This window comes from Cyanobium sp. ATX 6F1 (assembly GCF_024346315.1).
Classification (GTDB): Bacteria; Cyanobacteriota; Cyanobacteriia; order PCC-6307; family Cyanobiaceae; genus ATX-6F1.
On sequence record NZ_JAGQCS010000013.1, the window covers coordinates 1 to 25,553 of the forward strand.

Here is a 25,553-nt window from a genome sequence, read left to right on the forward strand (position 1 = left end):
CTCCACCAGCCTCGGCTTTAGGGCGGGCAGCTGGCGGTAGAGCTGTTGTTCCAGTTGATCGCGCTCCTTCTGCAGCGCCAACCGCTCAGGCTGACCCAAGGAGGCATCGCTCAGCCGCGCCGTCAGCGCCTTGAGCTGTTCACTGAGCGCGCGCTGGGGCCCGGGCGCGCGGGCCAGCAGCGCCTGGCGCCGTTCGATGTCCTGCAACAGACCGTGGCGGTTCAGCCGGGTAAACAGGGCCACCTCAGCACCGCCACCGCCGCTGCCGGCCACCGAGTAATTCACCAACCAACCCTCTCCGAAGGTCTGCAACAGGGGCTGGCGTTGCACCTCCGCCAGCAAGGGCAATTGGCCTTGCAGAAACAGCACCTGGCTGCCCAACGCTTCGCGCAGCAGGGGTTCAGCCTTGATGGCCTGTTGCTGATCGAGGAAGTAAAGAGCCAGGATGAATGATGACTTCACAACATCCGGTAGGAAGGCCGGGTTGCTGGCCGCCAGCAAGCGACGGATCTTCAATGCTTCTTCCATGGGCGGCTGGGCGTCGGAAGGGCGACCCAGCTCTCTGTAACGCATGCCGATGTTGCTGAGGCTGCTGGCCAGATCACCACGGAAGGCCGGGTTGGTGGTCGCCAACTCGCGGAGGATTGGCAACGATTCTTCCGTGAGTGGCATGGCTTCGGCCCGTCGACCCAGCACGCTGTAAATATTTCCAAGGTTATTCAGGCTCATGGCCAGATCACCGCGGAAAGCAGGATTACTGAGCGCCAGCTCGCGGCGAATCTTCACTGCGGCTTCATTGGGCGGCACAGCTTCGGCGAAGCGGCCTAGGTCGGCAAGAAAGGTGCCCTGGTTGCTGAGGCTATTCGCCAGATTGACGCGAAAAGAAGAGTTGTTGGCCGCCAGCTCGCTGAAGATCCTCACCGCTTCTTGATTGGGCGGCAGGGCTTCGGCGCGGCGGCCGAGCTCTCCATAACGCAAGGCCAGGTTGTCAAGGCTGCCGGCCAGATCATCGCGGAAGGCTGGATTGCTGGCCGCCAATTCGCGGCGAATCTTCACCGCTTCTTCCGTGGGCGGCAGGGCTTCGGCGCGGCGGCCCAGTTCGCTGTAACGGTTGCCCAGACTGTTGAGGCTGGCCGCCAGATCACCGCGGGAGGCCGGTTTGCTGTCTGCCAGCTCGCGGCGAATCTTCACCGCTTCTTCGGTGAGCGGCAGGGCTTCGGCGCGGCGGCCCAGCGCGCTGTAGATGTTGCCCAGGTTGTTGATGGTGGTGGCTAGATCGCCACGGAAAGCCGGGTTGCTGGCCGCCCGCTCACGGCGGATCTTTACCGCCTCTTCCGTGGGAGGCAGGGCTTCGGCGGAGCGGCCCAGGTCCTGGTAACTAACGCCAAGGTTGTTGAGGCCGCTGGCCAGATCACCGCGTAAGGTAGGGTTGCTGGCCGCAAGCTCGCGGTAGATCTTCACCGCTTCTTCGCTGGGCGGCAGGGCTTCGGCGCTACGGCCAAGCTCTTTGTAACCCGTGCCCAGGTTGGAGAGGTTGTCAGCAAGACCGCGACGAAAGGAAGGGTTGCTGGTCGCAAGCTCGCGGTAGTTCTTCACCGCTTCTTCCGCGGGCCGCAAGGCTTCGGCGTAGCTGCCCAAATCCATGTAAAAAATGACTAGGTTGTTGAGGCTGTTGGCTAAATCGCCGCGGAATGCGGGGTTGCCGACCGCCAGCTCGCGGCGAATCCTCACAGCTTCTTCCGCGGGTGGCAAGGCTTCGACGAGGCGACCCAGTGCGCTGTTCAAAAACCCCAGGCGATGGAGGCTGGTCGCGACGAGAGGGTGACGCCCCCCCAGGTTGGCCCTGGCCCACTGCAGCACCTTCTCCTGTAGCAGCAAGGCCTCCTGGTAGGAACCCTTGTCTTCCAATGCCTTCGCTTGGTCAATCCACTCGCGTACTTGGGGCGGCAGGTTCTCCGCCATCGCCGGCGCCGCCTGGGCCAACACGGTTGGCCCCAGAAGCGGCATGGCCTGGGCTTGGAAGCAAGCACTGAGGGAAGCGATCCCTGTCGCCGCGATCAGGCCAAGCCGCAGTCCCGACGCCCTGCCTGGTGCCGCAAGGATCCGGTGGAGCATGGCCAGCCTCCGAGATGAGCCGCCATGGTATGTGCAATCCTTCAGGATTTGACCTCGTTGCCAGCAATGGAAAAGTGGGTGGCTGATCACGTTGCTACGGGGAGTTTTTTATGCCTGCGTAAAGGAGTAGAGCCCTCGTGGGTTGAGTGATCGATCGCCGTAGGAGAAAGTGCCCATCGCGGCTTGTTGGCTGGGCTCAATTGCATTCGGCCGCTCGGAAGGATGGTCGTAATTTGCGCACGATTGACAACACCATTCCATGAAAAAGGGGGCCCATCGGCCCCCCAAATCTTCTGAATCAGAGGCGCTAAGCGCCCGGCCCCTCAGGCACTCGCCCCTGCCAGCTCCGGCAGCGGCGCGGTGATGGTCTGGTGGCGGATCACCACCTGCTTCTCCTCATTGACATCCACCAGGGCGGAGTCGCCATCCTTGAGGCGCCCGGTGAGGAACTCCTCGGCCAGGCTGTCTTCCAGCAGGCGCATCACGGCGCGGCGCAGGGGGCGGGCCCCATAGCTGGGGTTGTAGCCCTCCTCCACCAGGCGCTCCTTGAACGCCTCGGTGACGGAAAGGGTGATGCCCTTCTCCTGCATGCGCGCGAACACCTCCCGCAGCATGATCTCGGCGATCAGCTTCACTTCGTCGCGGCTGAGCTGGCGGAAGACGATGATCTCATCGAGCCGGTTGAGGAACTCTGGGCGGAAGTACTGCTTGAGCTCCTCGTTCACCAGCGAGCGGATGCGGTTGTAGTTCGTGTCTTCGACGCCAGCGCCGGAGAATTCGAAACCCAGGCCGCCACCACCCTTCTCGATCACCTTCGAGCCGATGTTGGAAGTCATGATGATCAAGGTGTTCTTGAAGTCCACCGTGCGGCCCTTGGAGTCGGTCAGGCGACCATCTTCCAGGAGCTGCAGCAGCAGGTTGAACACATCCGGGTGGGCCTTCTCGATTTCATCGAACAGCACCACGGTGTAGGGCCGGCGCCGGACTGCCTCGGTGAGCTGGCCGCCTTCGTTGAAGCCCACGTAGCCCGGAGGCGAGCCGATCAGCTTGCTGACCGTGTGGCGCTCCATGAACTCCGACATGTCGAGCCGGATCATCGACTCTTCGCTGCCGAAGAAGTAGGCGGCCAGAGCCTTGGTGAGCTCGGTTTTGCCCACGCCGGTGGGGCCGGAGAAGATGAAACTGGCGATCGGCCGGTTGGGGTTCTTGAGCCCCACCCGTGCCCGCCGGATCGCCTTCGACACCGCCTTGACCGCCTCGTCCTGACCGATCAACCGCTGGTGGAGGGTCTCCTCCATGTTCAGCAGCTTCACCGATTCGCTCTCGGTGAGCTTCTGGACGGGCACACCGGTCCAGGAGGCGACGATATGGGCGATGTCTTCCTCAGTGACCACAGGAATACGGTCGCCGTCGGAATCGATGCTCGCTCCGCCGAAGGCGCTGCCCGCATCACCCGCAGGAGCGACGTCGGCGGAAATGGAAGTGGTGGCTTCCCCTTCGAGCACGGGAGCGGCGGAGCCGCTGGGCTCCTCATCACGGCGGGCCTGAAGGATCGAGCGGATCTGCTCACGCAGCTCCACCTCTTTGTCACGCAGCTCGCCGGCCTTGATGTAGTCCTGCTCGCGGACGGAGGTTTCCTTCTGCTTCTGCACCGCCCTCAGCTGCTTGTCGAGCTCCTTGGCGGCCGGGGGCAGCTTGGAGTTGAGCAGGCGCACACGGCTGCCGGCCTCATCGATCAGATCGATCGCCTTGTCCGGCAGGAAGCGGTCGGAGATGTAACGATCGCCCAGGGTGGCGGCGGCGACAACGGCCTCGTCGCTGATCTTGAGCCGGTGGTGCTGCTCATAGCGCTCACGCAGACCGCGCAGAATCTCGATCGTGTCCGCCACCGTGGGTTCGCCCACCATCACCGGTTGGAAGCGACGCTCCAGGGCCGCATCCCGCTCGATGTGCTTGCGGTATTCATCCAGCGTGGTGGCGCCGATGCACTGCAGCTCACCCCGGGCCAGGGCGGGCTTGAGGATGTTGGCGGCGTCGATCGCCCCCTCGGCGGCGCCGGCACCGATCAGAGTGTGCACCTCGTCAATCACGAGGATCACATTTCCGGCGCTGCGGATCTCCTCCATGATCTTCTTGAGGCGCTCCTCGAACTCGCCCCGGTATTTGGTGCCGGCCACGAGCAGGCCGATATCAAGGGTCAGGACGCGCTTGTCTTCGAGGATGTCGGGCACCTCGCCCAGGTGGATGCGCTGGGCCAGCCCCTCAGCAATGGCGGTTTTGCCGACGCCGGGTTCGCCGATCAGCACGGGATTGTTCTTGGTGCGGCGGCCCAGGATCTGGATCACCCGGTCGATCTCGTTGTGGCGGCCCACCACGGGATCGAGCTTGGCGTCAGCCGCCAGCTGGGTGAGGTTGCTGCCGAATTCATCAAGGGTGGGGGTCTTGGTGGAGCCCTTGCCGCCACCGCCACCGGAGGTGACCTCAGCGGTCTCGCCGAGCATGCGGATCACCTGGGTGCGCACCTTGGCCAGGTCAACGCCGAGGTTTTCCAGCACCCGGGCGGCGACGCCCTCACCCTCACGGATCAGCCCCAGCAGCAGGTGCTCGGTGCCGATGTAGTTATGGCCCAGCTGGCGGGCCTCCTCGAGGGAGAGCTCCAGCACACGCTTGGCCCGGGGCGTGAAGGGGATCTCCACGGCCACGAAGCCGGAGCCGCGGCCGATAATCTTCTCCACTTCGACGCGGGCATCCTTGAGGTTGACCCCCATCGACTTGAGCACCTTGGCGGCCACACCGGTGCCTTCGCCGATCAGGCCCAGCAGGATTTGCTCGGTGCCCACGAAGTTGTGACCCAGGCGGCGGGCCTCCTCTTGGGCCAGCATGATCACCTTGATGGCCTTCTCGGTAAACCGCTCGAACATGTGCGGTGCCAAATGCAGGTGACCCCAACCTATCAGGATTGTCGTGGGCCTGCGCAGCTCCCGATCGGAATGGCCAGAACCCTTGCCACGCCTAGAGCGACCCAAGCGAAAACAACAACGAATCACCCGGAAATATGGGGGGTGATTGCAACAACAATGGTCGGCAATCCGTACCTGTCGAACCGTCGGTTTCAGACGGCCCTTGGCCCCAGCTGGCGCCATTGGATCAGAGCATCCCGGCCATCGCGGTAGTAATGGCAACGTCGGCCAGCGGTGTGAAATCCCAGCGACCCGTAAAGCCCCACGGCGGCGGCGTTGTCAGCGGCCACCTCCAAAGTGGCGCGCTCCGCCCCCAGGGCCTGGGCGCGCCCCAGCAGCACCTCAAGCACCCGCCGGCCCAGCCCGCGGCGCCGCTGGGCGGGATCCACCGCCACCAGGGTGATGTGCAGCTCATCGACGATCAGCCAGCCGCAGGCCGCCGCCACCAGGGAGTCCTGCTGCCAGAGCCCCAGGCAGGGCCGGCGCGGATCGGCCAGTTCCGTGGCCCACTGGCCCTCGCTCCAGAAGCCGCCCAGGGCGGACCGATCGAGGGCACGGCAGGCGAACAGGTGGGTCTCCCCAAGCTCGCCCGTTCGAACCTCCAGGGGCCGCCGGTCCCCGTTGGGGCCTGCGGCGCTCAAGGGAGCCTCAGGCTGGGGCGGGCCGCCTGGTGTGCCATGGGATGGCCGCTGCTGTGGCCCAGGGGGGCACGGGGACGTTCACCGCTCACCATCGGGTCCGCCGGTCGTTCGTAGATTGGTTCGAATTCAGTCTTCGCTGCGGAGCCCACCCCATGACCACGGCAGTACCGGGTGAAACGACTGTCGCCAGCGAACAGGAGCATGCCGGTGAAGCCGTGACCACTCAAATCGTGACCTTGAGCGCCACCCAGGCCGGGGGCCGCCCCTATGAGGCCGGCCGAGACCTGCTCAGCCCCAACCGCAACCTCACCCCGATCACCACCCAGCTTGACGCCGAAGGTCGCCTGGAGGTGGGCGGTGTGGCCCTCTCGGTGCTGGCCCGCCGCTACGGCACACCGCTCTACGTGCTCGATGAGGCCAGCCTGCGGGCCACCTGCCGCGCCTACCGCGAAGCCCTGCTCGAGCATTACCCCGGCCCGTCGCTGGCCCTCTACGCCTCCAAGGCCAACAGCAGCCTGGCGATCAGCGCCCTGGTGGCCTCCGAGGGACTGGGGCTCGATGCCGTCTCCGCCGGCGAGCTGCTCACGGCCCTGGAGGGGGGCATGCCCGCCGAGCGCATCGTCTTTCATGGCAACAACAAATCGGAAGCGGAGCTGGCCCTGGCGCTGGTTCACGGTGTCACCGTGGTACTCGACAACTGGCGCGACATCGAACTTCTCACTGGGTTGGCCCCCGCCTTCGGTGCAAGCCCCGAAGAGCCGGTGCCGCTGTTGCTGCGCTTCACCCCCGGCATCGAGTGCCACACCCACGAGTACATCCGCACCGGCCACCTCGACAGCAAGTTCGGCTTCGATCCCGACCAGCTGGAGCCGGTGCTGCGTCACCTGGCGGGTTGTTCCTGGGCTCGCCTGCGGGGGCTTCACGCCCACATCGGCTCCCAGATCTTCGAGCTTCAGCCCCACCAGGACCTGGCCGGGGTGATGGCCGATGCCCTCGCCCTGGCCCGCTCCCTCGGCCACCCCTGCACGGACCTGAACGTGGGCGGCGGCCTGGGCATCCGCTACGTGAGCTCCGATGACCCCCCGTCGATCCAAGAGTGGGTGCGCACCGTGGCCGAAGCGGTGGCGGCGGCCTGCCGCGAACGCCAGCTGGAGTTGCCCCGGCTGCTGTGCGAACCGGGACGCTCCCTGGTGGCCACGGCGGGCGTCACCCTCTACGAGCTGGGCAGCCGCAAGGAGATCGCGGGCCTGCGTACCTACCTGTCGGTGGATGGGGGCATGAGCGACAACCCGCGTCCGATCACCTACCAGTCGGCCTACACCGCCGTGTTGGCCGACCGGCCCCAGGCCGAGGCCAGCGAAACCGTGACCCTGGCGGGCAAGCACTGCGAATCGGGCGACGTGCTCCTCAAGGATCTGGCCCTGCCACCCGCGGCTCCGGGCGATGTGCTGGTGGTCTTCGCCACCGGCGCCTACAACGCCTCGATGGCCTCCAACTACAACCGCATCCCCCGACCGGCGACGGTGCTGGTGGGGGGCGGTCTGGCGGAGCTGGTCCAGCGCCGTGAACAGCCAGAGGAACTGCTGCGCTACGACCTCCTGCCCGAACGGTTCTCGCCGGTAACCTGAGCCCACGCAGGAGGGGGCCGCAAACGTGATCTGGCAGCACCTCTGGGACGCGCGCCTGCTGCTGCTGGATCTTCTGTTCGCCTCCGCCCTGGGGATTCTGTTGCTGTCGCGGGTCAACGAACCCCGCACCCTCTGGCTGCTGCGCGGCTATCTCTTTCTGGTGGCCCTGGCCTGGTTCGTGCAGCGCTACGCCAACCTCCCGCTCACCAGCAAGCTGGTGGATGCGGTGGTGCTGGCCTGCAGCCTGGCCCTGGCAATCCTCTGGCAGGGGGAGCTGCGTCGGCTCATGGAGTTGCTGGGCACCGGTCGGCTCGATGTGCTGTTCGGCAGCAACAGCGCCCAATCCATGGGCGCCGGCACCGCCGCCCTGCTGGCCGATGCGGCGGGCCGACTCTCGAAAGCGCGCCGGGGTGCCCTGATCGTGCTCGATCTCGGCAGCGACCTTCGCCCGGAAGACTTCCTCAATCCCGGCATCAGCCTCGATGCCCAGCTGTCGGTGGATCTGCTGCTCAACCTCTTCGCCGGTGACACCCCCCTGCACGACGGGGCGGTGCTGCTGAAGGACAACCGCATCGAATCGGCCGGCGTGATCCTGCCGCTCTCGCGCCAGGGTGAGAACCGCTACGGCACCCGCCACCTGGCGGCCCTGGGGCTCACCGAGCGCTTTGACCGCTGCCTCTGCGTGGTGGTCTCCGAGGAGACAGGCACCCTTTCGCTGGCCAGTCAGGGGCGGCTGGAGCGGCCGATCACCAGCAGCCGGCTTCAGGAGCTGCTCAGCGCCGCCCTGGCCGCCGCCACCAGCGCCAAAGGCCCGGCCAAGGCGGCCACCAAACCCCCCCCCAAAGGCGAGACCAAGGCCCCCGCCAAAACAGTGAGTCCCCCGGCACCGCTGGCGGCCCTTCCCGGGGGTCGTAGCCTGACGCCGGAGAAGCCGGAACCCCGCGAATGAGTCGCTCCCTGGCGACCACCGAACCGTTTTCGGCCAAAGGAGCGACGACCGAGCTCCCGGCCCAGCTGGTGCTGCCCAGCGTTCTGGATCCAACGCGGCTGCCCGCCCACGTGGCCGTGATCATGGATGGCAACGGCCGCTGGGCCCGCCAACGGGGGCTGCCGCGGGTGCTGGGCCACCGGGAAGGGGTGCAGGCGCTCAAGCGCACCCTGCGGCTCTGCAGCGACTGGGGCATCGGGGCGCTCACCGCCTATGCCTTCTCCACCGAAAACTGGAACCGGCCCGGAGAGGAGGTGAGCTTCCTGATGACGCTGTTCGAGCGGGTGCTGGCTCGGGAAATCGAGGCGCTCGAGCAGGAGCAGGTGCGCATCCGCTTTCTTGGGGATCTGCACCAGCTGCCCACGGGCTTGCAGGAGCTGATCGCCGACGCCACCGCCCGCACCGCGGCGAACACCGGCATTCACTTCAATGTCTGCACCAACTACGGCGGCCGCCGCGAGCTGGTGCAGGCCGCCCGCCGGCTGGCGGAGCAGGTGGCCCGGGGCGAACTCGATCCCGCCGCCATTGATGAAGAAACCTTCGCCGCCGGGCTGCACACCGCCGGCGAGGCCGACCCCGATCTGCTGATCCGCACCAGCGGCGAATTCCGCATCAGCAACTTCCTGCTCTGGCAACTGGCCTACGCCGAGCTCCACGTCACCGACGTGCTCTGGCCCGATTTCGGCCAGGACGCCCTGGTGGCCGCCCTGCTGGACTACCAGGGCCGCCAGCGCCGTTTCGGCGGCGTCGACCCCTGCCCCTAGAGCGCCAGCCTTGATCGCCACTTCCATCGCCAGCCCCGCCGCGGTCAGCCTGCGCCACGACTGGAGCGTCGCCGAGATCCTGGCGCTGCTGCAACGGCCGCTGATGGATCTGCTGTTCGAGGCCCAGCAGGTGCACCGGGCCGCCAACCCTGGCTACCACGTGCAGCTGGCCTCCCTGCTGAGCGTCAAGACCGGCGGCTGCGAAGAAGACTGCTCCTACTGCCCCCAGTCGATGCACCACAGCGCCGACGTGGGCGCACGGCCCACATTGGCGGTGGAACCCGTGCTGGAACGGGCCCAGGCGGCCAAAGATGCCGGCGCCCACCGCTTCTGCATGGGCTGGGCCTGGCGCGACATCCGCGATGGCGCCCCCTTCGAGGCGATGCTGGCGATGGTGCGGGGGGTGCGGGAGCTGGGGCTGGAGGCCTGCGTCACCGCCGGCATGCTCACCGACACCCAGGCGGCGCGGTTGGCCGAAGCCGGTCTCACCGCTTACAACCACAACCTCGACACCAGCCCCGAGCACTACGGGCAGATCATCAGCACGCGCAGCTACCAGGAGCGGCTCGAAACCCTGGGCCGCGTGCGCGCCGCCGGCATTGACCTCTGCTGCGGCGGCATCATCGGCCTGGGGGAATCGGTGCGGGACCGCGCCGGCCTGCTGCAGGTGCTCTCAAATCTGGATCCCCACCCCGAGAGCGTGCCGATCAACGGCCTGGTGGCGGTGGAGGGCACCCCCCTGGAGGATCAGGCCTCCTTTGATCCCCTCGATCTGGTGCGCATGGTCGCCACCGCCCGGATCCTGATGCCCTTCAGCCGCGTGCGACTCAGCGCCGGGCGCGAGCAGATGAACCGGGAGGCCCAGCTGCTGTGCCTGTTGGCGGGGGCCGATTCGATCTTCTACGGCGACACCCTGCTCACCACCAGCAACCCCGCCGTGGAAGCCGATCGGGAACTGCTGGCCGCTGCGGGGGTGAAGACCCTGGAGGTGCCCCCTGGCTGAGGCCGCTCCCCTGTTGAGCGCAGCGCCAGCGGCCCAGCAGGTGACGGCCTTCTACCGCTTCGGTGCCCTGAACGCTGGAGTCCTGTCGGCCCTGCGCGAGCAGCTGCAGCAGCTGGGCCGCGCCAAAGGCGTGCTCGGCACGGTGCTGTTGGCCCCAGAGGGGGTGAACGGCACGATCAGCGGTGAGCCGGAGGCGGTGGAGGCCCTGCTGAGAGCACTCCGATCGGGCACCGGCCTGGCGGAGCTGGAGCTGAAGACCAGCTGGAGCACCGTGGCCAGCTTCCAGCGGCTCAAGGTGCGCCTGAAGCGCGAGATCGTGACCCTCGGCATCGAGGGGCTCGACCCAGCCCAGGGCGCGGGCACCAACGTGCCGCCGGAAGCCTGGAATGAGCTGATCGACGATCCCACCACCTTGGTGATCGACACCCGCAACGCCTATGAGGTGGCGATCGGCAGTTTCGACGGGGCGATCGATCCCGGCACCGAAAGCTTCCGCGACTTTCCCGCCTGGGTGGAGCAGGAGCTACGCCCCCTGGTGGCCGAGCGCCAGCCCGAGCGCCTGGCGCTCTTCTGCACCGGCGGCATCCGCTGCGAGAAGGCCACCACCTACCTGCGCCAGCAGGGTTTTGAGGGGGTGCACCAGCTGCAGGGCGGCATCCTGCGCTACCTGCAAGACACCCCCGAAGCCCGCAGCCGCTGGCACGGCGAGTGCTACGTGTTCGATCGGCGTGTGGCCCTCAACCACCGTCTCCAGCCCGGCACCCACAGCCAATGCCATGCCTGCGGGCTGCCCCTGGGCCCGGAGGATCGCGCCCTGGAGAGCTACGTGGTGGGGGTGAGCTGCCGCCATTGCCTCAGCCGCTTCAGCCACAGCGATCGCCAGCGGTTTGCCGAGCGCCAGCGACAGCTGGAGAGGAAGAGGCAGCGCAGCGCCCGGGTGGAGCCATGAGCACGACGGCCCTGATCCTGCTGCTGCTGGGCCTGGGCCAGACCGTGGCCGTGCCGGGCACGACCGCCACCGTCAGGTTGGAGTCGGTGCAGGATCACCGCTGCCCCAAGGGTGTGCAATGCGTCTGGGCGGGCTACGTGGCGGCGACGCTGGGGGTGCGCGAGGCCCCGGGCCAACCGCTCCGGCAGGTGGTGCTGAGCCAGCCTCCGCTTCAAACCCCAGCGATGACAAGCCGGCTGGTGCTCCAGGGCCAGGCCCTGACCCTGGAGCGCGTCGAGCCCCAGCGCAGCTTCCAGCCCAAGGGCCCCGCCATGCCCGTGCGCGTGAGCCTTGGCGTCAGCCCCGCGAACTGATCGCCATGGCCGAGCCCTCCCTGCAGCACTGGCACCCCGAGAGCAGCTTGGAGTTGCCCTCCACTGCGGCGGAGATTGAGGCATTGGTGGTGGCCTTCGAAGCCGGCACCCTGCCCCGGGCCCGCTGGACCCACGAAGCCCACCTGGTGGTGGCCCTCAAGACCCTGGAGCAGCGCCCGTTCAACGCTGCTCTCGAACACCTGCGCACCCGCATCCGCGCCTACAACGAAGCCACCGGCACCGCCAACAGCGATCACTCCGGCTACCACGAAACGCTCACGGTCCATTTCCTGCGCGGGGTGGGTGGCCACATCGCCCGCCACCCCGGCTGGCCCCTGGCCGATTCCCTGGCCGCCCTGCTCGCTTCCCCCCTGGCGAAGCGCGACTGGCCCCTGGCCGCCTACAGCCGCGGGCGCCTGGAATCGATCGAGGCGCGCCGTAGCTGGCTGGAGCCCGACCTGGGGCCCAGGGCCCTCTGGGCCGCTGCGGCGCCGCCACGCCCCCGGGGCAGCCACTACCCCGCCCCATTCGCTGCCCTGATGACGGGCCGGGAGAAACGGGTGCTGGGGGAGAGCTTTGGGCTGCGGAATTTCGGCGTCAACCAGACGCGGCTGGCGCCGGGTGCCCGCACCGCCCTGCGCCATGCCCACAGCCAGCAGGACGAATTCGTCTACGTGCTGGAGGGCCACCCCACCTTGATCACCAATCACGGCGAGCGGGAACTTGCCCCGGGGCTGGCGGCGGGCTTTGCCGCCGGCGATGGCAACGCCCACCATCTGGTCAACCGTACGGCGGTGGATGTGGTGCTGCTGGAGATCGGCGACCGCAGCCCCGGCGACGGCGCCAGCTACCCCGACGACGATCTGACGGCAGAGCTGGTGGAGGGAGCTTGGCGGTTCAGCCACAAGGACGGGCGCCCCTGGTGAGCCCATGCTTGCCGATCCTCTACAGCTTTCGGCGCTGCCCCTACGCCATCCGAGCTCGGCTGGCGATCGAAGCCGCTGGGTTGCTGGTGGAGTTGCGGGAGCTGGAGCTGAAGGCCAAGCCCGCCGAGATGCTCGCGGCCTCCCCCAAGGGCACCGTGCCGGTGCTGGTGCTCCCCACTGGCGAGGTGATCGAGGAGAGCCTGGCGGTGATGGCCTGGGCCCTGGGCCAGCACGATCCCGGCGACTGGCGCCGCGCCGGCGACGGCCCGGCCGCCGCAAACGAACGGGCACAGATCGCCGCCCTGATCGATGCCAACGATGGAACGTTCAAGGTCCATCTGGATCGCTACAAGTACGCCCATCGCTTCGCCGGCGCCGATCCCCTGGCCCACCGCCAGGCCACCCTGGACATCCTGCGCGATTGGAACGCCCGGCTGGAGTTGGGGGGCTGGCTTCTGGGGGGGCGCCCCTCCCTGGCCGACATCGCCCTGCTGCCCTTCGTGCGCCAGTTCCGCCAGGCCGATGCCGGCTGGTTCGATCGCCTCCCCGATCTGGCCCCCCTTCACACCTGGCTGGGACGCTTTCTGGCCAGCCCCGAGCTGGCGGTGGTGATGGAGCGGGAGCCGCCCTGGGCTCCAGGTGAGTCGCCGCGGCTGTTCCCCAAGGGGCGCTTGATCCATCACCTGGCCCTGGCCGAGGAGTGGCGAGCCGCCGAACGCGCCGGCGTCTACGAACGCTCCACCCGCGGCCTCTCGCTGGAGCAGGTGGGGTTCATCCACGCCAGCTTCGAGCACCAGCTGGCGGCCACCCACGCCCGCTTCTATGTCGATGCCCCCGAGCTGCTGCAACTGGTGATCGACCCGGCCCGCCTGGCGGTGCCCCTGGCCCTGGAGGCGGCCCCAGGCGGCGTCGAGCTGTTTCCCCACATCCACGGCCCTCTGCCGATCGACGCGGTGGTGGCCGTGGAGTCCTACCCATGATCGAGGCCGCTGTCGTTGGAGCTCCGCTCACCCTGGAGTCGATCGAGGCCATGGCCGCCGCCCGGGGGCTGCTGCTGCGAATGCGCCCCACGGGGCCCGCGGCCCTGCGGGGTCTGCGGGTGGTGGTGGCCAGGCCCAGGCCCGCTCAGGCACCCCTGTTGCTGGGGGAGCTGAAGGGCTGGGCCCTGCCCACCGCCCGCGGGCTGCACCTGGACACGATGCGGGTGCAGGGCCACGACACCGCCGGGGTGGGACCACTGATCTGGGCCGCCACCTTCGCCTGGGCCCTGGAGGCCAGCCCCTGCCGCCGCGCCCGTCTGCTGGCGATCCGCGACGACGCACGCCAGCACCTGCGCCTGGTGCGTTACTTCCGGGGGCTGGGCTTTGCGCCCCTGCGGGAGCTGGGGGCGGGGGTGCTGGACCTGGGGCCACGGCTGATCTGGGGCGGCTCGGGGCTGCTGATGGAGGGCGACTGCCGCGATGGCCTGGGGCGCTGCGGGCGGCGCCTGGCGGCCCAGGAGCGATCCGAGGCCACAGCCATCTAGGGGCGACGATCCAGGCCTGCCTGAACCTGCCGTTCAGCGGCCTTCCCTAGGTTGGTTCCTGCCTGCTGCTGTCGCCATGGCACGTCCGTCGGCGCGCCCCCTGACCCTCGCGGCCCTCGGGGGGTTGCTCGCGCTGGGGCCTGCCCCGATCTGGGCTCAGCCGATGCCCCCCCCGATTGCCATCCCGCTGCCGACCATCATCAGACCCACCAGTCGGGGCGCGGTGGCTGAAGCAACCCAGGCTCCCCCCCTGTGGACCCCCGTGGTCGCTCGCGCCCTCACCCCCCTGGCCCCGGCGGTGCCAGGGGTGGATGGGCAACGGCATCTGGTCTACGAACTCGAGCTGCTCAATGCCACGCGCAGCCCCGCCCGCCTGGAGTCCCTCGAGGTGCGCGATGGGACGCGCCCCGAGCGCGTGCTGGCCAGCTTCACGGGGCCTGAGCTGCTCCCGCGCCTGCGCACTCTGGGCAACAGCGCCGCCGCCGATCCCGTGATCCCCTTCGACCAGGCCCGGCTGGTGCTGATCAATCTCAGCCTTCCACCCGGCGGTCCCTTGCCCGCCCGGCTCCTACACCGGCTGAAGGTCAGTGGTTCCACCGGCCCGGCTCCGGGGAAGGCGGGCCCCGTCAGCTACGACGCCGCGCCGATCGCCATCGAACCCCAACTGTTCGTGCTCGGACCACCCCTGGGCGGAAAGGGCTGGGTGGCGATCAACGGCTGCTGCCGCTCCGATGTGGGCCACCGCAGCACGGGATTGCCGATCGATGGCCGGCTCGCCTTCGCCCAGCGCTTCGCCATCGACTGGATGCGTCTCGATGGCCAGGGGCGCCTCGCCAACGGCGACCTCAGCAAGGTGGGCAGCTACCCCTCCTTCGGCGCCGAGGTGATCGCCGTGGCCGATGGCACCGTCGTCGATGTCCGCAACGACCTGCCGGAGCAGGTGCCCCCCAACCTGCCGGCCCCCAGCGCGGTGTCCTTGGCCACGGTGCTCGGCAACCACGTGATCCTGCAGGTGGGCCCTGAGGCCTACGCCGTCTACGCCCACCTGCAGCCCGGATCGGTGCGGGTGCGCGCCGGCGAGCGGGTCAGGCGCGGCCAGCCCCTGGGCCTGTTGGGCAACAGCGGCAATTCCTCGGCGCCCCACCTGCATTTCCACCTGATGCGTGGGCCCAGCCTGGGCTCCGATGGCCTGCCCTACGTGATCGACCAGTTCCAGCTGGCGGGTCAGATCCCAGAAGCACAGGCCGACGCCTTCTATGGCTTCAAAGGGGCCTGGAACCAGACGCTGTTGCCCACCCCAGCGCCCCGCGCCAATCAGTTCCCCCTGTTCTTCTCGGTGCTGGATTTCCCCACCACCCCCGCGCCATGAGCCCTGATTCCCGCTGGTGGTCCACGGCCTCCCTGAGCACGCAGGATGGAGTGCGCACCATGGGCAGCACGAGCCCTCTTCACCCATGACCGACCCTGGCGAGCAGCGGGTCGCCGCACTGGAGGCCGCCCTGGCGGCTCTCAGCCGGCGGCTGGAGACCACCGAGGCCCAGTTGCGGGAACACGAGGCCTGTCTGAGCGTTGTCTCCGACGTGGTGCGCTTCGCCAAGCTGAGGGAACTGCTGGCCCAGGGCCGCTTCAACGCTGCCGACCGGGAAACGACGCGGGTTCTCTACGACTACCTCGGCAGCACGGTGGACGAGATCACGCCCGAGGCGATCGAAGCCTGCCCCGGCACACCCCTGCAGATCATCGACCGGCTCTGGCGCGACGCCAGCGGCAGCCACTACGGCTTCAGCGCCCAGCTGCGGATCTACCGCTCCCTGGGGGGCAGCCTCGAGACGCTGATCGCCCAGGATGGGGCACGCTTTCGGGCCTTCTGCGGGCGGGTGGGCTGGGACCCGAACGGCCTGCTTGCCGATCCCGATGACGCAGCGGAGGCCGAGGCTGAATCCCCGGCAGCGCCGGAGGCCGATGCCACTGATCTGCCCGAGGGTGCCCTGCCGCGGCGCTGGTGGAGCACCCCCTACGGCATGAAGATCGGCAACATCTTCATGGCACGGCTGATCACCGCCGGCTTCGACGACGCGACGACGCCCGTTGCCGCGCCCGCGCCGTCTGGCTGACCACCGCGAAGCCGGCGCCGAAGACCGCCCCCAGGCCGGCGCCGATCAGAGGGAACCAGTGGTACAAATCCTGGTAGAAGGCGCTCTCAAAACGTGGCTGGCCCAGATCGGGCTGGCCCAGGTAGCGCAGGGTGAAACCGAACAGGGCTCCGAGGACTGCCGTCATCAGCGCCGCGAACACCACCAGCCTCCCGTTGATGGTGCCGTTACCGCTGGCCATGGCTCACCCTTTCTCCGGTGTGGGGGGCGTGCGCAACAGATACTGCCGCTCGAGGCCCTTGATCACCACAAACAGCACCGGCGCCACCCCCAGGCTGAGCACGGTGGCCACCAGATAACCGCCGAAGCTCACCGTGCCGATCGACCAGCGGCTGATCGAGCCGGCGCCGGAGGCGGTCATCAGCGGGATGTAGCCCACCAGACCTGAGGCCGCGGTCATCACGATCGGTTGGAAACGGGCCTTGGCGGCGGCGATGCCGGCTTCGCTCAGGCTCATGCCCAGCCGCAGGTATTCGTTGGCCTGCTCGACGATCAAGATGGCGTTCTTGCTGGCCATGCCGATCAGCATCAACAGACCCACCTGGGCAAAGATGTCGTTGCTGATCACCGGCCAGCTGCTGCCGGCCTGCAACCAATTGGCGCGGCACCAGATCGCCACCATCGCCCCCAGCGTAGCCAGCGGCACCGTGAGCAGGATGATCGTGGGATCCACGTAGCTCCCGTACTGGGCGGCCATCACCAGGAACACCAACACGAAGGCCAGCGCGAAGATCGCACCGGTGGCGCCGCCGGCCGAGCGTTCCTCCAGCGACAGGCCACTCCACTCGTAGCCAAAACCTGGATCCAGCACCTTGGCGGCCACCTCCTCCATGGCCGCCAACGCCTGGCCGGAGCTGTAGCCAGGGGCTGGACCTCCCTGGATCTTGATCGCCTCGTAGACGTTGTAGCGGGTGATCGTGGGTGGGGCCGAGAAGCGTTCCGTCACCACCACGTCCTTGAGCTGCACAAGGCCACCCTTTCGGGAGCGCACAAAGAACGAGGAGATGGCATCAGGCTGGTCGCGGAAGGTGCCGTCGGCCTGCACATACACCCGGTACTGGTTCTGCTCGAACACGAAGTCATTCACGTAGCGGCCACCGAGATAGGCCTGGAGCGTGCCGAACACCTCGTTGATGTCCACATCGAGTGATTTGAGCAGATCCCGATTCACCCGGATCGAAATCTGCTCCACGCCCGGCGTGAAGGTGGTGGTGACCCCCTGGAGCTCGGGCCGCTCCCGAGCAGCGGCAATCATCGTGTTGAGGTTCTTGAGCAGGGCCTCGGTCGGTAGTCCAGCGCGGTTCTGCAGCTGGAAATCAAAGCCACCGGTGGCCCCCACCCCGTCGACGGGAGGCACATTGGCAGCAAACGCCCTTGAACCGGTGATCTCCTTCTTGAGCCGCTGATTGAGGCGCTCAAGCAGGCTGAACACGGATTGATCCTGCGCTGGACGTTGATCCCAGGCCTTGAGCCTGATAAAGAACAGGTATTTGTTGTAGCTGTTGCCTTCCAGTCCGAAACCGGCGGCACCCAGATAGCTCTCAATGTCGGTGAACTCCGCGAGGATCCCATTCACCTGCTCCACCTGCTTCTGGGTGTAGCTGAGGGAGGCGGAAGGCGGAGACTCGCCCAGGAGGATCATCAACCCCTGGTCCTCCTCCGGTATGAAGCCGGTGGGCACGATCTTGAGCATCAGCACCGTGGCCACCAGCCCCACCACGAACACCGTCACGACGACATGGCGGAAGCGCACCAGCGTGCCGATGGTGCGTCCATACCAGGCGAACAGGGCTGCAAACGCGCGATTGAACGGCCGGAAGATCCAGCCCAGGCCGCCGTTGATCAGCTTGTCGATCGCACCGGGTGGCGTCCCTTCAGGCCGCAGGAACAAGGCCGCGATCGTGGGCGAGAACGTGAGGGCGTTGAAGGTGGAGAACACGATCGCCGCCGAAAGGGTGATCGCGAACTGGCGATAGACGATCCCTGTGGTGCCCGGGAAGAAGCAGACCGGAATGAACACGGCCAGCTGCACCAGCGCCGCCGTGATCGAGGGCGTGGCCAGTTCGTTCATGGCATCGAGCGCCGCCTGCATCGGCCGCATCCCCTGGCCGAGCTTGTCCTTGATCGACTGCACGATCACCACCGCATCATCGGTGACCGTACCGATCGCCAGGATGATGCCGAACATCGTGAGTTGGTTGATGCTGAAGCCGAAGCCCAGCAACACACCCATGGCGCCGATCATCGCCACCGGCATCGCCAACGCCGGCACGATCGTCGAGCGCCAGTCCTGGAGGAAGAGCAGGATCGTGAGCACCGCCATCACGATCGCCTGGAACAGATTGGAGGTCACATCCTTCAGGGATGTGGTCACAAACAGGGTGGAGTCGTAGGGGATCTCGTAGCGCAGGCCCTGGGGGAAATCGGCGGACAGACGCTCCACCAGGGCCTTGACCCGATTCCCGGTGTCCAGGGCGTTGGCGCCTGGAAGCTGATAAAGCGCCAGACCGGCGGAAGGCCGGCCACCCAGGGTGGTGCTCAGGTCGTAGTTCTCGGCACCCAGCTCAACGCGACCGAGATCCCGAAGTTTGGCGGTCTCCCCGTTCGGGCCGACACTCACGACCAGATTTTCCGCATCGGCCACGCTCGTGAACCGGCTTTCAGCCTTGAGCGGAATGGCGAATTGCTGCTTGGGGTCGATCGGCTCCTGGCCGATTCTGCCGGCGCCCGACTGGATGTTCTGCTCCTTCAGCGCCCGCTCCACATCGAGGGGGGTGAGGTTCTGGGCCGCCATCTTGATCGGATCAAGCCAGATCCGAAGGGCGAGCTTGCGCTCTCCGATCAGCTTGGCCTGGCCGATCCCCGGGATGCGCTTGATCTCGTTGAGAAGCGTGCGATCGATGTAGTTGCTGATGAAGAACGTGTCGTAAAGCGGCTGTCCCTGGGCGTCCTTGTCGGCATAGAAGCCATAGGCCAGCAGCAGGCTGGGGGAGGCGGCCTCCACGGTCACCCCCGTCTGCTTGACGACATCCGGCAAGCCAGGGGTGGCCTGGTTCACCCGGTTCTGCACATTCACCTGGGCGATGTTTCGATCGATCGCCACCGGAAACGACACCACGATGTTGGCGATGCCATCGGAAGAGGTGTTCGAGGACATGTACTTCATCGCCTCGACGCCGTTGATCTCCTCCTCCAGTGGATTCGTCACCGTGTCCACGGTGGTGCGGGCATCGGCGCCGATGTTCGAGGCCGTGACCTGAATCTGAGTGGGCGCCAGCTGGGGCAGCTTCTCCAGCGGCAACATCGGCAGGGCGATCGCACCCAGGATCACGATCACCAGGGAGCAGACCGTGGTCAGGACGGGGTTGCGAATGAAGCGATCGGAGAGGCTCATTTGGCAATCAGCTCGGGGAACCGGGCCCGGAAGGCGGCGACGGCTGTCGGGAGGGTGGGGAAGCAGCGGTCCGCGCCGATCTTCTCGGCCACCCCCGCTCGGCCGAGCTGCTGGAGCAGATCCTGCTTGGCCCGGGCCAGGGCGAAGACGATGCCCGCATCGGCCAGTTGCTCCCGCAGCTCCTGCAACATGTCCGCGGCGGTGATGTCGATCTCCACGATCGCTTCGGCGTTGAGGACGAACCAGCGCACCGGCACCGGCTCGGCGGCGATCGCCGCCAGGGCACGGCGACGGAAGTCCTCGGCGTTCGCGAAACAGAGCGGCGCGTCGTAGCGGTAGAGCACCAATCCGGGGATGGTGGTGGCCCCTTCCCAATCGGACACGTCATGGAGCCCCTCCATCTGGGGCACCGCGCCGAGAACCGCATCGTTGGGGCGCACCAGGCGGGCGAACAGTTCGATCACCGACAGGGCGACCGCCAGGCCGACGCCCACCAGGATGTCGGTGAGCAGAACCCCGGCCAGGGTGACCAGCGCCAGGTGGAACTCGCTCTTCCTGAACCGCCGCATCCGCTGGAATTCGGGAAGGTCGATCAGGCGCAGGGCCGCATAGATCACGATCGCGCCGAGGGCCGCCTTGGGGAACAGGGCCAGCACCGGTCGCAGGAACAGCAGCACCAGCAGCACCACCGCGAAGGCCACCAGCGAGAACAACTGGGAGCGGCTGCCGAGGGAATCACCGATGGCGGTGCGGCTGCCGCTGCTGCTGACCGGGAAGCCCTGCATCAGTCCATTGCCCACGTTCACCACCCCGAGCGCCAGCAGCTCCTGGTTGGCGTCGATGCGGTAGCCACCACGGGCCGCGAAAGCCCGGGCGGTGAGCACGTTGTCGGAGTAGCCCACCAGCGCGATGCCCAGGGCGGTCGCCCCCAGGTACTTCAGCTGCAGCGAGGAAGCGGCGGCCGGCAGAGCGAAGCTCGGCAACCCGGCGGGGATCGCTCCGATCACGGCGACGCCCCGCTGATCGAGATGCAGGACCGACACCACCGCCACCGCCAACAGCACCGCCAGCAGCGGTCCGGGGGCCGTGGGGAAGCGGCGCTGGACCAGCAGCAGAAACGCCAGCACCGCGAAGGCCAGGGCCAGGGTGGGCAGATGGATCTCACCGGCCCGACCGGCCAGTTCCCGCAGCTGACCGAGCAGCGACTCGGCCGCCAGGCTGACGCCGCTGATCTTGCCGATCTGACCGGTGATCATGATCACCGCCACCCCGGCCATGTAGCCCACCAGAATCGGCTTGGAGAGCAGATCGGCGAGAAACCCGAGCCGGGTCCAGGCTCCCACCAGGCAGATCAGGCCCACGGCCAGGGCCAGCAGGCTGGCGAGGCTGGCATAGGCCAGTGGATCCCCCCCGGCGATCGGCGCGATCGCCGCCGCCGTCATCACGGCCGTGGTCGATTCCGGACCCACCGAGAGCTGAGGCGAGGAACCGATCAGGGCATAGAGGAGCATCGGCGGCAAAATCGCCCACAGACCGGCCACCGGCGCCACACCGGCCAGCTCCGCATAGGCCATGCACTGGGGAATCAGGTAGGCCGCCACGGTGAGGCCGGCCAGCAGATCGCCCCGCCACCACTCCGGCCGGTAGAGCTTCCATTGGTTCAGGCCCGGGAGCAGGGCGATCAGGGTTCCGGCACCCGTTCCAGTGGCGGTGGCGGTGCCGGTTCCCCCCTGAACCTTCCCCTGCTGCACCATGGCCGGCTCACCGTCGAATCTTCAGGACCTGCCGGTTCCCATGAACCGTTGCCGCCCAAGGCCTTCCAGCGCCAGCAGGCAGCTGAATGACGCCGGAGCCTGGGTTCAGCCTGGCCCTGGAAACCTCCAGCGGCAAGACCCGTTGGCATGTCGTCATGGCCAGCTCAACAGGCCGTCAGCCGAACAGGTTCAAGAACCGCTGGATCACGACCGCGTTGATGATGTCGACGAAAAAGCCCGACACCAGTGGCACGACGATGAAGGCCAGTTGGGCGGCGCCGTAGCGCTTCGCCACCGCCGTCATGTTGGCGATCGCCGTCGGGGTGGCCCCCAACGCGACGCCGCCGAACCCCGAGCAGATCACCGCCGCCTCGTAGTCGCGGCCCATCAGCTGAAACACCACGAACAGGGCGAACAGAAAGGCCACCACGAACTGGGCCACCAGAATCGCCAGGATCGGACCCGCCAGCTCGGCGATGGTCCACAGCTGCAGGCTCATCAGCGACATCGTCAGGAAGATCCCGAGCGCCACCTCGCTGACCAGGGCCAGCGATGCTGATTGCGCTGGCCAGGGGATGGTCGGGGCCAGGCGCGGCACGGTGTTGGTGATCAGGATCGCCCCGAACAGGCAACAGACGAAGCGCGGCAGGTTGCTGCCGGCGGCCTGCAGCAACTCGTAAATCAGCTCGCCTACCGCCAGGCTCATATTCAGCCAGAACAAGGTCTGCAGGAAGGAAAAGCCGTCGATGCCACGGGCCTGGGCGCCCGCGTCCCCCTGGCGCTCCTTTTCTTCCCTGGCGCTGCCCCGGGGTTCAAGCCTGTGGCGCCCGATCAGGATCTTGGCGATCGGACCGCCCATCAGCGAGGCCAGCACCAAACCGAGGGTGGCGCAGGCGATCGCAATCTCCAGCGCGTTGGGGATGCCGTGGGATTCAGCGAAGCGGGGCGCCCAGGCGATGGCCGTGCCGTGCCCCCCCAGCAGCGACACAGAGCCCCCCAGCAGCCCCACCAGGGGATTGAGCCCCAGCAGGCTGGCCACGCCGAGGCCCGTGAGGTTCTGCAGGATCATGTAGCCGGTGGTGAGGGCCACCAGCAGCGCCAACGGACGACCGCCCGAGCGCAGGGTGCCGAAGTCGGCATTGAGGCCGATGGCGGCAAAGAAATAGAGCAGCAGGAAATCGCGGGTGGCGAGGTTGAAACTCACCTCCAGCCCCCAGATCCCATGCACCAGCGCCAGCAGCACACACACCAGCAGACCGCTGCTCACGGGCTCGGGGATGTTGTACGCCGAGAGCAAGGCCACGCGCCGGTTGAGCCATTGGCCCGCCGCCAGCACCACGATCGCGACGTTGAGGGTGGCAAAGCTCGCCAGTTGAACGCCCATCTCAGGACTCTGCTCCGGCGTGGTAACTGCTGCGCACCAGCGGGCCACTGCGCACCTGGGCGAAGCCCAGCTCCCGGGCGATCGCCCCCAGCCGCTCGAAGTCGGCGGGTTCCCAGTAGCACTGCACTGGCAGGTGGGCCAGCGAGGGCCGCAGGTACTGGCCGAGGGTGAGGCGCTGGCAATCCACGGCGCGCAGATCCTCCAGGGCCTCCACCAGCTCCGCAAAGGTCTCCCCCAGCCCCAGCATCAGCCCCGATTTGGTCGGAATCTGCGGCGTCAGCTCCCGGGCCGCCGCCAGCAGCCCAAGGGAACGCGCGTAGGTGGCGCCGCGGCGCACCTCTCCCTGCAGCCGGCGCACGGTTTCCAGATTGTGGTTGAAGCACACCGGCCTTGCGGCCAACACCGCTCCCAGCCGTTGCCGTTGGGCCGCCAACCCCTCCGCCTCGCTCCGGTGCCCCCCCCAGAAATCGGGGGTGAGCACTTCGATCGCCACCAGCGGGTTGCGGCGGCGGATCGCCGCCATGGTGGCGGTGAACAGGCCGGCGCCATGGTCAGCGAGATCATCGCGGGCGACGGCGGTGAGCACCACGTAACGCAGCCCCATCTGCTCCACCGCCTCGGCCACGCGCTCGGCCTCGCCGGCATCGAAGGGCGCCGGCGCCTGTCCCTTGTCCACCTGGCAGAAGGCGCAGCTGCGCGTGCAGATCGGTCCCCCCAGCAGAAAGGTGGCCGTCCCGGCGGCGTAGCACTCAGCGCGGTTGGGGCAGCGGCCCTCCTCGCAGATGGTGTGCAGCCGCTGGCCCTTGACGATCCCCTGCACCTTCTCCAGCTGGGAGGCGTTGCCGATCGGCTGGCGCAGCCACTCCGGCAGCCGCTCGGCCGGGGGGATGGTGCTGTAGCGGGAGGAGCGTGGGGCCATGGCTGGTTCGGGAAGGGAGCTACTCATCCATGCGCCGGCGCCCCTCCAGGGCCCGGGCCAGGGTGACCTCGTCGGCGAACTCCAGTTCGCCGCCCACCGGCAGGCCGTAGGCGATGCGGCTCACCAGGGTGAAGGGCCGCAGCAGCCGCGCCAGATAGAGGCTGGTGGTGTCGCCTTCGACGCTGGGGGTGAGGGCCAGGATCACCTCGCTGATGCCATCGCGATCGACGCGCTCCACCAATGGGGTCACGTGCAACAACTCCGGGCCCACCCCATCCATCGGTGAGATCAGGCCGCCAAGCACGTGGTAGCCGCCCTTGAACTCACGCGTGCGCTCCAGGGCGAGCAGGTCGCGGGAATCGGCCACCACGCAGAGCACCCCTGTGCGGCGCTCCTCATTGCGGCAGATCTCGCAGAGGGATTCGGCCGAAAGGTGGAAGCAACGCTGGCACTGGCCCACCTGGGTGCGGGCCGCCATCAGGGCATCGGCAAAGCTGCGGATCTGCTCCTCCGGCTGGCGCAGCACGTGCAGGGCCAGCCGCTGGGCCGTGCGCGGCCCGATCCCGGGAAGTCGCTCGAACTGGTCGATCAGGCGGGCCAGGGGCCGGGTGAAGCCGCTCAGGAGCCTGGGGCAACTGGGCGGAATCTAGGCGCTCAGCCCAGGGCGTGGTCCCCGAGGGCCGCCCCTTCGAGCCGGGTGCCACTGAGCCGAGCTCCTTCGGTGCTGGCTCCAGTGAGAGCGGCGCCCCGCAGGTCCGCCTCGCTCAGGTCAGCGCCGCGGAGGCTCGCTCCCCGCAGGTCGGCATGGCGCAGGTTGGCGTGGCTGAGGTCGGCCTCGCTGAGGTCGGCGCCACGCAGATCGGCATCCTCAAAGCAGGCATGGCGCAGGCTGGCGCGGCTCAGGTTCACCTCCCGCCAGCGGCCGCCGGCCGCCTGAAGGTCATCCAGGTGGGTGCGGCTCAGGTCGAGACCATCCAGCCAGAGGCCGCCCTCGCTGAGCCGCTCCAGGGCACTGTTGCGGGCATAGCTGAGCTTGGCGCCGGCCTGCTGGAAGGTGAGGATCACCTCCAGGGCCTCCTGGTTCTCACGCTGACGCCGCTTGCTGCCCTCCAGCACATAGAGGAAAGCCGCGGTGACGATGCTCAGCGATTCCATGTTGCTGACGCTGATGATGCCGCCGGCATCGCGCAGGACGCAGGCCGCGCTGACGCCGTGATCCCGGCACTGCTCCCAGCGATTGACGGCGCCGAGTAGCAGGATCGCCGAGCCGACGGCCACCAGCAGTCGGAAACCGAACGAGCGATCCAGCAAGCGGTAAAACCATCGCTGCTGCTTTTCGCGCTGGATCTGGGCCCAGCTCCTGCGCAGCTGGGGGCGAGGGCCTGGGGTGACTGGGCTGGCGGTCATCGGTGGCGCTGCGTTGATGGAAACCCCATGCTGGGCGGGCCGGGCCCTGCGGTCACCCATCGCACCCGGGCTGGAGAATGGCGAAAGCCCTGCCGCCCCTGATCGCCATGGACCCTTTCCGTCATCACCTGCCCGGCGAGCTTCGGGCCCGGCTCTCGGGTTGGCTGCTGCCCCTGCTGCTGGCCCTGGTGCTGGTGGGCTGCAGCGCCTCGGCGGCGGGGCTGAATGCCTACCGCAGCCCCGATGGCCGCTATGCCTTCCTCTACCCCACCGGTTGGACCCGGGTTCAGGTGAGTGGCGGCCCCCAGGTGGTCTTCCACGACCTGATCCACACCGACGAGACCCTGAGTCTGCTGGTGGCCCCGGTGACCCCCGCCATCGAGGCGGCAGCCGAGGCCGGCGCCCGGGCGGTGGGTGAGCGCCTGATCAGCACGGCGATCGCCCCGGCGGGCAGTGACCGCAGCGCCGAGCTGGTGAACGCCCGGGAGCGGCAGCAGGAGGGCCGCACCTTCTACGACCTGGAATACACGGTGCAGCTGAGCGACCGCCAGCGCCACGAGCTGGCCACGGTGGTGGCCGACCGTGGCCGCCTCTACACCCTGTCCACCAGCACCAACGAGCTGCGTTGGGGCAAGGTCGAGGGGCTGTTCGAGCAGGTGATCGGCTCGTTCAACCTCACCAGCTGAGCCT

Annotated in this window: 22 protein-coding genes; 12 read left to right on the top strand and 10 right to left on the bottom strand. The window is 67.8% G+C overall.

What is annotated here, in order from left to right:
- The 3 genes from KBZ13_RS14540 to KBZ13_RS14550 form a co-directional block, all read right to left on the bottom strand.
- A partial coding sequence (locus KBZ13_RS14540; protein ID WP_255010450.1) for a tetratricopeptide repeat protein occupies positions 1–2,007 on the bottom strand: 2,007 nt, incomplete at its 3' end.
- 431 nt (positions 2,008–2,438) lie between these two features.
- Entirely contained in the window at positions 2,439–5,036 is a 2,598-nt protein-coding gene (locus KBZ13_RS14545; RefSeq protein ID WP_255010452.1) for an ATP-dependent Clp protease ATP-binding subunit, read from the bottom strand.
- 191 nt (positions 5,037–5,227) lie between these two features.
- On the bottom strand, positions 5,228–5,680 hold the full coding sequence (locus KBZ13_RS14550) for a GNAT family N-acetyltransferase (RefSeq protein ID WP_255010574.1): 453 nt from the start codon (positions 5,678–5,680) through the stop codon (positions 5,228–5,230).
- 188 nt (positions 5,681–5,868) lie between these two features.
- Between KBZ13_RS14550 and lysA the strand changes: the two genes are divergently transcribed.
- From lysA to KBZ13_RS14605, 11 genes are all read left to right on the top strand, one after another.
- Positions 5,869–7,344 carry a diaminopimelate decarboxylase gene (lysA, locus tag KBZ13_RS14555; RefSeq protein ID WP_255010454.1) on the top strand — a complete coding sequence of 492 codons (1,476 nt, stop codon included), beginning with the start codon at positions 5,869–5,871 and terminating at the stop codon, positions 7,342–7,344.
- A gap of 25 nt (positions 7,345–7,369) precedes the next feature.
- Positions 7,370–8,293, top strand: a complete 924-nt coding sequence (cdaA, locus tag KBZ13_RS14560) for a diadenylate cyclase CdaA (RefSeq protein ID WP_255010455.1) — start codon at positions 7,370–7,372, stop codon at positions 8,291–8,293.
- The gene (locus KBZ13_RS14565; protein WP_255010457.1) at positions 8,290–9,096 is read left to right on the top strand and encodes an isoprenyl transferase; all 807 of its coding nucleotides are present in this window, start codon (positions 8,290–8,292) and stop codon (positions 9,094–9,096) included. Before cdaA ends, KBZ13_RS14565 begins: the two co-directional genes overlap by 4 nt.
- Before the next feature lie 103 nt (positions 9,097–9,199).
- A complete protein-coding gene (bioB, locus tag KBZ13_RS14570; RefSeq protein WP_409995670.1) occupies positions 9,200–10,099 on the top strand; it encodes a biotin synthase BioB in 900 nt (299 codons plus the stop codon).
- A gap of 10 nt (positions 10,100–10,109) precedes the next feature.
- Positions 10,110–11,048 (top strand): rhodanese-related sulfurtransferase, encoded by a 939-nt coding sequence (locus KBZ13_RS14575; RefSeq protein WP_409995671.1) that lies wholly within the window; start codon positions 10,110–10,112, stop codon positions 11,046–11,048.
- A complete protein-coding gene (locus KBZ13_RS14580; RefSeq protein ID WP_255010461.1) occupies positions 11,045–11,401 on the top strand; it encodes a hypothetical protein in 357 nt (118 codons plus the stop codon). The genes KBZ13_RS14575 and KBZ13_RS14580 overlap by 4 nt, the downstream gene beginning before the upstream one ends.
- Positions 11,402–11,406: 5 nt before the next feature.
- Positions 11,407–12,327: a cupin domain-containing protein gene (locus KBZ13_RS15765; RefSeq protein ID WP_315859649.1), complete on the top strand. Its 921-nt coding sequence runs from the start codon at positions 11,407–11,409 to the stop codon at positions 12,325–12,327.
- Positions 12,328–12,335: 8 nt separating this feature from the next.
- A complete protein-coding gene (locus KBZ13_RS14590; RefSeq protein ID WP_255010464.1) occupies positions 12,336–13,307 on the top strand; it encodes a DUF952 domain-containing protein in 972 nt (323 codons plus the stop codon).
- A complete protein-coding gene (locus tag KBZ13_RS14595; protein ID WP_255010467.1) occupies positions 13,304–13,852 on the top strand; it encodes a hypothetical protein in 549 nt (182 codons plus the stop codon). The genes KBZ13_RS14590 and KBZ13_RS14595 overlap by 4 nt, the downstream gene beginning before the upstream one ends.
- A gap of 76 nt (positions 13,853–13,928) precedes the next feature.
- Positions 13,929–15,221, top strand: a complete 1,293-nt coding sequence (locus KBZ13_RS14600) for a M23 family metallopeptidase (protein WP_255010471.1) — start codon at positions 13,929–13,931, stop codon at positions 15,219–15,221.
- An 85-nt stretch (positions 15,222–15,306) separates the two neighbouring features.
- The gene (locus tag KBZ13_RS14605; protein ID WP_255010474.1) at positions 15,307–15,966 is read left to right on the top strand and encodes a GUN4 domain-containing protein; all 660 of its coding nucleotides are present in this window, start codon (positions 15,307–15,309) and stop codon (positions 15,964–15,966) included.
- Here the strand turns inward: KBZ13_RS14605 and KBZ13_RS14610 are convergent.
- From KBZ13_RS14610 to KBZ13_RS14640, 7 genes are all read right to left on the bottom strand, one after another.
- The gene (locus KBZ13_RS14610; RefSeq protein WP_255010481.1) at positions 15,908–16,186 is read right to left on the bottom strand and encodes a hypothetical protein; all 279 of its coding nucleotides are present in this window, start codon (positions 16,184–16,186) and stop codon (positions 15,908–15,910) included. The two genes, KBZ13_RS14605 and KBZ13_RS14610, sit on opposite strands and share 59 nt — an antisense overlap.
- Before the next feature lie 3 nt (positions 16,187–16,189).
- The gene (locus KBZ13_RS14615) at positions 16,190–19,399 is read right to left on the bottom strand and encodes an efflux RND transporter permease subunit (protein ID WP_255010483.1); all 3,210 of its coding nucleotides are present in this window, start codon (positions 19,397–19,399) and stop codon (positions 16,190–16,192) included.
- The gene (locus KBZ13_RS14620) at positions 19,396–21,153 is read right to left on the bottom strand and encodes a SulP family inorganic anion transporter (protein WP_255010485.1); all 1,758 of its coding nucleotides are present in this window, start codon (positions 21,151–21,153) and stop codon (positions 19,396–19,398) included. The genes KBZ13_RS14615 and KBZ13_RS14620 overlap by 4 nt, the downstream gene beginning before the upstream one ends.
- A 175-nt stretch (positions 21,154–21,328) precedes the next feature.
- Positions 21,329–22,537 (bottom strand): sodium/glutamate symporter, encoded by a 1,209-nt coding sequence (gltS, locus tag KBZ13_RS14625; protein WP_255010487.1) that lies wholly within the window; start codon positions 22,535–22,537, stop codon positions 21,329–21,331.
- Position 22,538: 1 nt separating this feature from the next.
- Positions 22,539–23,456: a lipoyl synthase gene (gene lipA, locus KBZ13_RS14630; protein WP_255010489.1), complete on the bottom strand. Its 918-nt coding sequence runs from the start codon at positions 23,454–23,456 to the stop codon at positions 22,539–22,541.
- Between the two features lie 19 nt (positions 23,457–23,475).
- A complete protein-coding gene (gene recR, locus KBZ13_RS14635; RefSeq protein ID WP_409995672.1) occupies positions 23,476–24,048 on the bottom strand; it encodes a recombination mediator RecR in 573 nt (190 codons plus the stop codon).
- Between the two features lie 62 nt (positions 24,049–24,110).
- On the bottom strand, positions 24,111–24,863 hold the full coding sequence (locus KBZ13_RS14640) for a pentapeptide repeat-containing protein (RefSeq protein WP_255010491.1): 753 nt from the start codon (positions 24,861–24,863) through the stop codon (positions 24,111–24,113).
- A gap of 107 nt (positions 24,864–24,970) precedes the next feature.
- Between KBZ13_RS14640 and psbP the strand changes: the two genes are divergently transcribed.
- A complete protein-coding gene (psbP, locus tag KBZ13_RS14645; protein WP_255010577.1) occupies positions 24,971–25,549 on the top strand; it encodes a photosystem II reaction center PsbP in 579 nt (192 codons plus the stop codon).
- The last annotated feature ends 4 nt before the right edge of the window (positions 25,550–25,553 follow it).

Coding starts and splice junctions, on each gene's coding strand:
- KBZ13_RS14545 (WP_255010452.1), bottom strand. CDS start 5,036: ATGTTCGAGCGGTTTACCGAGAAGGCCATCAAGGTGATCATGCTGGCC.
- lysA (WP_255010454.1), top strand. CDS start 5,869: ATGACCACGGCAGTACCGGGTGAAACGACTGTCGCCAGCGAACAGGAG.
- KBZ13_RS14565 (WP_255010457.1), top strand. CDS start 8,290: ATGAGTCGCTCCCTGGCGACCACCGAACCGTTTTCGGCCAAAGGAGCG.
- bioB (WP_409995670.1), top strand. CDS start 9,200: ATGGATCTGCTGTTCGAGGCCCAGCAGGTGCACCGGGCCGCCAACCCT.
- KBZ13_RS14580 (WP_255010461.1), top strand. CDS start 11,045: ATGAGCACGACGGCCCTGATCCTGCTGCTGCTGGGCCTGGGCCAGACC.
- KBZ13_RS15765 (WP_315859649.1), top strand. CDS start 11,407: ATGGCCGAGCCCTCCCTGCAGCACTGGCACCCCGAGAGCAGCTTGGAG.
- KBZ13_RS14595 (WP_255010467.1), top strand. CDS start 13,304: ATGATCGAGGCCGCTGTCGTTGGAGCTCCGCTCACCCTGGAGTCGATC.
- KBZ13_RS14600 (WP_255010471.1), top strand. CDS start 13,929: ATGGCACGTCCGTCGGCGCGCCCCCTGACCCTCGCGGCCCTCGGGGGG.
- KBZ13_RS14605 (WP_255010474.1), top strand. CDS start 15,307: ATGACCGACCCTGGCGAGCAGCGGGTCGCCGCACTGGAGGCCGCCCTG.
- KBZ13_RS14610 (WP_255010481.1), bottom strand. CDS start 16,186: ATGGCCAGCGGTAACGGCACCATCAACGGGAGGCTGGTGGTGTTCGCG.
- KBZ13_RS14615 (WP_255010483.1), bottom strand. CDS start 19,399: ATGAGCCTCTCCGATCGCTTCATTCGCAACCCCGTCCTGACCACGGTC.
- KBZ13_RS14620 (WP_255010485.1), bottom strand. CDS start 21,153: ATGGTGCAGCAGGGGAAGGTTCAGGGGGGAACCGGCACCGCCACCGCC.
- gltS (WP_255010487.1), bottom strand. CDS start 22,537: ATGGGCGTTCAACTGGCGAGCTTTGCCACCCTCAACGTCGCGATCGTG.
- lipA (WP_255010489.1), bottom strand. CDS start 23,456: ATGGCCCCACGCTCCTCCCGCTACAGCACCATCCCCCCGGCCGAGCGG.
- KBZ13_RS14640 (WP_255010491.1), bottom strand. CDS start 24,863: ATGACCGCCAGCCCAGTCACCCCAGGCCCTCGCCCCCAGCTGCGCAGG.
- psbP (WP_255010577.1), top strand. CDS start 24,971: ATGGACCCTTTCCGTCATCACCTGCCCGGCGAGCTTCGGGCCCGGCTC.